The sequence below is a fragment of the Tahibacter sp. genome (genome assembly GCF_035481375.1).
Lineage (GTDB): Bacteria > Pseudomonadota > Gammaproteobacteria > Xanthomonadales > Rhodanobacteraceae > Tahibacter.
The window spans coordinates 1-5,962 of sequence record NZ_DATIGT010000229.1 but is presented as its reverse complement, the minus strand read 5'-3'; the positions used below and the strand labels follow the sequence as shown (position 1 = coordinate 5,962).

Here is a 5,962-nt window from a genome sequence, read left to right as displayed (position 1 = left end):
TTCGGTGGGTGTCCTCGAACGAGAAGCCACAGCGGCTATTCGGTGGGTGTCCTCGAAAAAGACAGCGGCTATTCGATGGGTGTCCTCGAAAACGTCGAACGGGTCCCTCGAAACGGGTCTCCGAGTCTGTCGAGATTGAGTTCGCTGACGGATGGCGGCGCCGGCAGCGGGCGATTCGGTGGGTGTCCTCGAACGAGAAGCGACAGCGGCTATTCGGTGGGTGTCCTCGAAAACGTCCCTCGAAAACGTCGAAAACGAAAACGACCGCGATTCGGTGGGTGTCCTCGAAAACGGTGGGTGTCCTCGAACGAGAAGCCCGGGCCGCCCCGCAAACGGGTTGCTCTTACCGCGTGGCGAAGCGAAGATTCGCGGCCTCAGGAATCAAGGCACCGGCATGACGCCACCGTCCGAACGGCGCACTCCCTCCCTTGCGGAATGCTTGGCCGTTTTTCTCGCCGCGGCCGTCTGGATGTTCCTGCTCGCGCCGGAGCCCGCGTATTTCGTCAACAGCGCCGAAACCGGGCATCAGCTGGCCGGTGCGCTGAACCTGCTGCATTTCGCCCAATCGCCACATGTCGACTATGTGACGTCATACGGTCCGGGCCGCTACTGGGTCTCGGCGTTCGGACTGTGGCTGGCCGATGGCGGCCTGTTCGGGGAGTTGCTGACGCGCAGCGCCGGGCACGCGGTCTACCTCGTACTTCTGTTCGTCGTGCTGCGCCGTGTCGGCGCGTCGACGGCGATGGCCTCGCTGCTGCTCGCTGCCGCGGCGCTCGCCCTGCCGCCCGGTCACAAGTACTGGACGGCGCTGTGTCCGATACTCGTCCTCTATGCGGTGCAGCGCTGGTGCATGGCCGGATCGCGCCGGGCCGCGTTCGGGACCGGCGCGACGATCGGGTTCGCGGCGCTGTTTCGTCCGGACTACGGACTGTTCGCGCTCGTGCCCGGCCTCGTGGCCGTCGCGACCGGCAGCGGCGCACCCGGCACGCGCCGGCGTCTGGCCGGCGAGCTGTTCGCGGGCATGCTCGCACCGCTGCTGCCGTGGCTGCTGCTCGTCGGTGCGAACCACGATCTCGGCCGATTCTTCGCCGACTGGGCACAGGTCGGTTCCGCGGTCGGCAGCGGTCTCGGTCTGCCGCATCCGCTACTGAGCTGGACCGACATCACGCTGTCGGCGGCGTTCGCGTTCGTCGTCGGCGTGCCGCTGACCGGACTGCTGCAATGCCGGCTCGCGCCCCACGCCACGCGCGGGCTGCAGCGCTTTGCGCTGGCGGTGCATCTGTTTGCGCTCGTGAACCTGGTCCAGAGTTCGCACCGCGCCGACTGGCCGCATCTGTTCCAGGGCATTGCACCGGCGTTCGTGTCGCTCGCGGTCGTGCTCGTCCGCGGCAGCGACGGCATACGCTCTTCCGTGCTGCGGCTCGCCTTCCCGCTGCTGTTGGCCGCCTTGCTGTTGCCTGGCCGCGCCGTCGCACCGTCGCGCCCTGCGACGGCCGCACGCAACTGGGCCGCAGCCGCGCTGCCGAAAGCCGAGTTCGCGCGGCGCCATGTCGACGCGACCCCGATCGGCCGCGTCGCGGCCGTGGCGCGACGCTGTCTTGCACCGGCGAATCCGACCGCTTTTTTTCCCTTTACACCACAACTCCACTATTTCGCAGAGCGGCCGTTCGCGGGCGGCCTGCCGTTCCTGGCGCCGGGCTTCTTCGATACGGTCAACCGCCAGCGCCGGGCGGTCGAACAGCTCGAACGCGAGCGGCCTGCGCTGCTGTTCTGGGCCGAAGGTTTCGCCTACGACGGACGCGCGGACCGCAACAGCACGCGCACGCATGCGCTCGTTCATGCCTACGTCGTATCGCACTACCAACGCGCCGGCCTCGTCGATGGCCATACGGTGTTCCGGCGCACCGGCGCGGTCATGCCGTCACCGGATTGCGATTCGCTGCCGCAAAAATAGACGCCGTTACTGACAACAGGCGTGCTCGCCGCCGGAGACCGACGCGGCGTCGGCCGCATGCGCGACCGAGGGCGGCAGCGCGCCGCTCGTGGCGGCATCGAGCACCTGCTGGCGGAACGATTCCCACGGAAACGCAGTGCCGGGATCGCTGCGCCGCGCCGGGTCGAGCCGCGCGTGCGAGACCACGTGCCGCAGGTTTGGATACTTCGCCCAGCAGTAGCGCACGATGTTCGCCGTGATCGCGACCTGCCACGCGGAGAACGGATCGCCGGCCTGCGTATTGACGACCTCGACGCCGAGCGACCAGTGGTTCACGCGCGTGGTGCCGCCGTTGACCTGCGGATGGCCGACCGCATTGCGCACGTGCCAGGCCGCGCGCGCTTCGGGCGCACAGGCCCAGACGAGCTGGCCGTGCTGCGGCTCGTTCTCGTCGGGCACGAGCCAGTGGAACGAGGCCTTGCCGTCGCGCATCACGCTGACCGCGCCGGCGGAACTGCTGCCGGCCGTCGCGTGGATGACGATCGCGCGCACACCGAGGATCGCGTCGAAGATGCGGCTGCTCGTGCTGCGCTCCCAGAACGCCTGGATGCCCGGATACCAGAACTCGGGCAGCGCGACGTCCTGCGGACGCCCGGTTGCCGGCAGGTCGAATTGATAGGCTTGCGGATTGCCCATGGACGTCGCTCCCGTTGCATGGCGCAGGTGCGCCGCCGGCGTGCTGCCGGCGGCGCCTGCGGACGCTGTCGGAAAGTGGATCCCGGGCGCCGAGTCTCTCACTCGAACGCCGATTTCGGCGGCACGCGAACGTACCGCGCTCGACATCGCCGGTCGGAGCGAGCCGAAGGCGAACCGCAACGTCGAGGCGCCTCCGCCGATGCGTTGCACGGCGAGACGGACGCACCGCGTTCCGTCTCGCACCGACGCCGCACGCGCGGACCGCGTACGACGCGCGTTTCAGCCTTCGAGCACGCCGTCCTCGCGATCGGGCGCGAACTCGGCGAGCTTGGCGCGGACCTTGTCGGCGAAGCGGCCGTAGTGGCCGCCGAGCATCCCGCGCAGCTCGGTCTCGGTCGCATAGCCGACCGATCGCCGATAGGCGCGCTTGATCGTCTGGCCGCGGCGCCAGTTCGCGTCGACGTCCGCGAGCGTCGCGACCGGCAGCGCGCGCGCGCGCGAATGCGCCGTCTTGTAGTCGGCCACGCGCTGCGCATGCCGCGCGACGAGCGTGGCGACGCTCGTGCGGCGCGGATGGCGCTCGATGTCGACGGCGGTGCCGTAGTGGAACGGCGAGACGTTTTCGTACTGCGTGATCAGATAGCCGTCGTCGTCGAAAAGCGTGACGCACTCGGTCATGGTCTGGACCTTCCATTTGCCCGTCACCAGCATCAGCACGAACGCGACGACGCCCGGCCACTTCGGCTTCAGCGCGTACGTGTCGGCGCAGATCTCGCCGGCGGCATCGGCATGGAGTCCGAGCAGCACGCGCGTGCCGAGCGTGCGCGTCATGCCCGACGCCTCGGCGTCCGCGATGTGATGCAGGCCGGCCGCCGCGAGCGCCTTCTTCTGCCGTGCCGCGTAGCTGCGCTGGTAGGCCGGAAACGTCGCGGCGTCCACGGCGACGAGTTCCGGCGGGTTCTCGTAGGCGACGTTGAGGATCTGCTCGGCGATGTTCGCGGCGATCAGGTCGTCGGGCGATTCCGACACGCGCGCCGAAATCGCATCGTCGAGACGCCTGCCCTTGCGCACCGCGCGGGCCGCGCCGAGCAGCGCGGTTGCCGCCACGTCATCGGCCTGAGTGCGGTCGCCCGAGCCGATCAGCCCTTCGATCAGCGCGGCCATCTGGTCGCGCTCGCCCGCGCCGTTGCCTTCGGAGCGCGCGCGCATCTGCTGCACGTACTCGCGATGCGGCGAGTCCGCGGGCAGTCGGTCCAGGGCGCGGTCGTAGGCCGCCAGTGCTTCGTCGAACCGCGCAAGCTCGTGGAGCGTCGATGCGCTGCGCAGGAAATAGCGATGCGTTCCGTCGAGTTCCGCGCAGCGTGCGTAGTCGGCGAGCGCCGCGTCGAGTTCCGCGCGCAGGTATCGCATGCCGCTGAACGTCGCGACGCAGGCGTCGTCGGGGGCGCCGTCGGCACGCAGCAGCGCGCGCATGCGATGCAGGTCGGCGCGCGCGGCGAGGAACTCGACGCGCTCGGGTTCCATCGCGATCGCCCGTTCGAGCCAGGCATCGGCCTCGGCGTCGCGCGCCGGGTTTTCGCCGTCGGTCTCGTGACGCAGCAGTTGCGACAGGCCGAAGCATGCCTCCGCCAGCGCCGGATCGATCGCGAACGCACGCTGCAGCTGCGCGATGTGCCGCTGCCGCCGTTCCGCCGCGGCGCGATCGAGCGCGGCCTGCTGCGCCGGCGTCGGCTTGTCGTCGGATTCCTCGCCGGTGTCGCGGGTCCAGTCGAGCTGCACCTGTTTCACGAGCGCCGCCGCATGATCGGGCTGGCGCACGAGCACCTGCTCGACGGCGGCCAGCGCCTCGGCGTGACGGTCGAGTTTTTCGAGGCAGTTCGCGCGATACCAATGGAGCGATGCGGCCTGCGGATGCTCCGCGACGAGTGCCTCGACATGCGTCAACGCGCGCCCATAGTCTCGCGCGCGCCAGGCCGCCTTGAACGATTCAAAGTGTGGATGTTGCGACATTTTCCCCTGGGTTCCCTGTTTTTTCGGACTGACCGGCGCGGATCGGCGCCGGCCGCTGCCGCGTTCGCGGCAGCGTATGGGAACTTATCGTGTTTGTGGCCGCTCTGGAGCACGGCACCGGCTACACTCGTCAGCGCATGCCTACCGTTCCCGCCACCGCCGCGCCGCTGCCGACGCGCCTCCGGGCCGATGCGACCGCCTGCGGGAAGCCCCGTCGATGATGTTCCGGCGCCCGAGACTCCGCCGCCGCACCCGGCCGTACCTGACCTGGCTCGCGCTGCTGGCGCTGCTGTTCCAGCAGGTCGCGCTCGCGATCTACGTCTGTCCGGCCGAAACGACGCCGGCCGAACCGGCGGCCATGGCCGGTTGCGCCGGCATGGATGCGTTCGACGCCGAGGCGCCGCTGCTGTGCCGGCAGCATTGCGAGCGCGATCACGTCGCCCCGGCCGACGCGAAGGCGCTGCACGTGCCGCCGATCGCGCTGCCGCCGCAGCACTTCGCCTGGACGGCCGCGCTGTTGCCGCCAGCGCGCGCGCAGCATTACGAAGACATTCCGCCGTGCCGGTCCGACCCGCCGCCCGCACAGCGCTTCTGCAGCCTGCAGATCTAGACCTCCGACCCGCTGTCGTCCTCGCGCCGCGTACCGCGGCGCGTCCGCCGTTGCCGCGTCCGGAGGTCACATGCTTTCCCGTTTCCGCGTGCGCCGCAGGTCCGTTCGGGCCGCGGCCGTAGTCCTGTTCTTCCCGTCCGGCGCTTTCGCCGCCGGGTTCTCCTTCGACGATGCGCTGCAGCGCGCCGTCGAACATGCGCCGCTGCTCGACGCGCGCAGGTCGCAGCGCGAGGCGGCGCACGAAGACGCCGCGCGCGCCGATGCCCTGCCCGATCCGCGGCTGACGCTCGGATTCGTCAATCTGCCGGTCACCGGCGCGGATGCGTTCGACCTGCGTGCCGACGACATGACGATGCGGCAGCTGGGTCTCATGCAGGACGTGCCCTCGCGCGTGAAGCGACGGGCGCGACGCGAGCTCGCCGAGCGTCTCGACGCCCAGGCGGAGTCGCTGTCGACGGCCGAGCGGCTCGCCGTGCGGCGCGATGTCGCGCAGGTGTGGATCGCGCTCTGGGCCGCGCAGCGCGAGGCCGGCGCGTTGCGGGCGCTGCGCGAACCGACCGCCGTCGCCGCGCAGACGGCGAAGGCGCGCCTGGCCGGCGGCACCGGCAGCGCGGCCGACGCACTCGCCGCCGCCGCAGCGTCGCTGGAGCTCGACGACCGCATCGACGCGGCCGATGCGGCGCTGCAGGCGGCCCGCGCGGGACTCGCGCGCC

5 protein-coding genes are annotated in these 5,962 nt (G+C 70.3%); 3 read left to right on the top strand and 2 right to left on the bottom strand.

Translation table 11 applies throughout. The annotated features are described in order from the left end of the window. Positions 1–439: 439 nt before the first annotated feature. Entirely contained in the window at positions 440–1,954 is a 1,515-nt protein-coding gene (locus tag VLF18_RS14910) for a hypothetical protein (RefSeq protein WP_325280425.1), read from the top strand. A 6-nt stretch (positions 1,955–1,960) separates the two neighbouring features. Here the strand turns inward: VLF18_RS14910 and VLF18_RS14905 are convergent, their stop codons facing one another. Both VLF18_RS14905 and VLF18_RS14900 read right to left on the bottom strand, forming a co-directional pair. After that, positions 1,961–2,629: an N-acetylmuramoyl-L-alanine amidase gene (locus tag VLF18_RS14905; protein ID WP_325280424.1), complete on the bottom strand. Its 669-nt coding sequence runs from the start codon at positions 2,627–2,629 to the stop codon at positions 1,961–1,963. Positions 2,630–2,908: 279 nt separating this feature from the next. Then, positions 2,909–4,639, bottom strand: a complete 1,731-nt coding sequence (locus VLF18_RS14900) for a tetratricopeptide repeat protein (RefSeq protein WP_325280423.1) — start codon at positions 4,637–4,639, stop codon at positions 2,909–2,911. A 217-nt stretch (positions 4,640–4,856) separates the two neighbouring features. Between VLF18_RS14900 and VLF18_RS14895 the strand changes: the two genes are divergently transcribed. Beyond that, a complete protein-coding gene (locus VLF18_RS14895) occupies positions 4,857–5,249 on the top strand; it encodes a hypothetical protein (RefSeq protein WP_325280422.1) in 393 nt (130 codons plus the stop codon). Positions 5,250–5,319: 70 nt separating this feature from the next. Next, positions 5,320–5,962: TolC family protein (locus VLF18_RS14890; RefSeq protein ID WP_325280421.1), on the top strand; the 643-nt coding region annotated here is incomplete at its 3' end.